Source organism: Oleiphilus sp. HI0128, from assembly GCF_001635365.1.
The window spans coordinates 1-1,107 of sequence record NZ_LWGG01001531.1 but is presented as its reverse complement, the minus strand read 5'-3'; the positions used below and the strand labels follow the sequence as shown (position 1 = coordinate 1,107).

At 43.2% G+C, this 1,107-nt stretch carries 3 protein-coding genes; all 3 read left to right on the top strand.

Features of this window, described 5'->3' with window-relative positions; genetic code table 11:
* The first annotated feature begins 58 nt into the window (after nt 1–58).
* A complete protein-coding gene (coaE, locus tag A3763_RS25265) occupies nt 59–682 on the top strand; it encodes a dephospho-CoA kinase (RefSeq protein WP_082865443.1) in 624 nt (207 codons plus the stop codon).
* Entirely contained in the window at nt 675–908 is a 234-nt protein-coding gene (gene yacG / locus A3763_RS25260) for a DNA gyrase inhibitor YacG (protein ID WP_068512918.1), read from the top strand. The genes coaE and yacG overlap by 8 nt, the downstream gene beginning before the upstream one ends.
* On the top strand, nt 848–1,107 hold a 260-nt coding region (locus A3763_RS30255; RefSeq protein ID WP_369823180.1), incomplete at its 3' end, for an HIT family protein. The genes yacG and A3763_RS30255, both read left to right, overlap by 61 nt.

Here is a 1,107-nt window from a genome sequence, read left to right as displayed (position 1 = left end):
GCTAGTTCGCTTTTGGCTCGGTAGCCTTCAAGCATAGCGCTGAATAGTGAGCATCATAGTGAATACTAATTCCAAAGCACAGCAGAAGCTTATTATTGGCTTAACCGGTGGTATCGGCAGCGGAAAAACTGCAGCGTCAGACGAATTCCAGGCATTGGGTATCTGTATTGTTGACGCCGATATTGTCGCCCGTGAAGTTGTTGAACCTGGCACTGCCGCACTCTCCAAAATTGCTACTCACTTCGGTACCGATATACTTACCAATACTGGTGAGCTTGATAGAGCAGCCTTGCGCCAAATTATATTTTCATCGAAAGATCAAAAACAATGGCTCGAAAGCTTACTGCACCCGATAATTCGAAGCGAAATCAAAAGGCAGTTAAACAGTGCAGACAGCCCTTATGTAATCCTCGTATCCCCTTTGCTTTTCGAGACCGATCAAGCTGAACTGGTATCACGAATATTACTTATTGATGTTCCTGTTGAACTCCAATTACAACGAGCAAGTGAAAGAGACCAAAATTCTACTGAACAAATTCAGAAAATTATTGATATGCAGCTCCCAAGAGATTATAAATTAGAGCGCGCAAATGATGTGATCAGTAATGACCGTGATTTAGCAAGCTTAAAACAAAATGTTCTTCGCCAACACCAAGCCTATTTGGAGCTAGCAAGTGAGTAAGTCAAAAAGTAATGAGCTAAAGGTAAACTGCCCTACTTGTAAAAAAGATGTGGCCTGGAGTGATGACTCACCTTTTCGCCCCTTTTGCAGTGATCGCTGCCAGAAAATAGATTTAGGGGCATGGGCTGATGAGTCCTACACCATCCCTGTCGAAAATGCCGAAGAATGGAGCGGAGTTCAAAGCGAACAAATCTCAAACAGTGGCAACTCTCAGAACTTCCACTAACACGTTCATGGACGGAGCAAAAAATGAAGGACTGTATATTTTGCCAAATTATATCTGGGAATGAAGAAGCCAGTATTGTTTACGAGGATGAGCATTTTCTAGCTCTAATGGATGCCTACCCTCTTACTAAAGGACACTGCCTGGTCATTCCAAAACGGCATTATGAGCGTTTGGATGAACTCAATGCCAAAACGCGAGC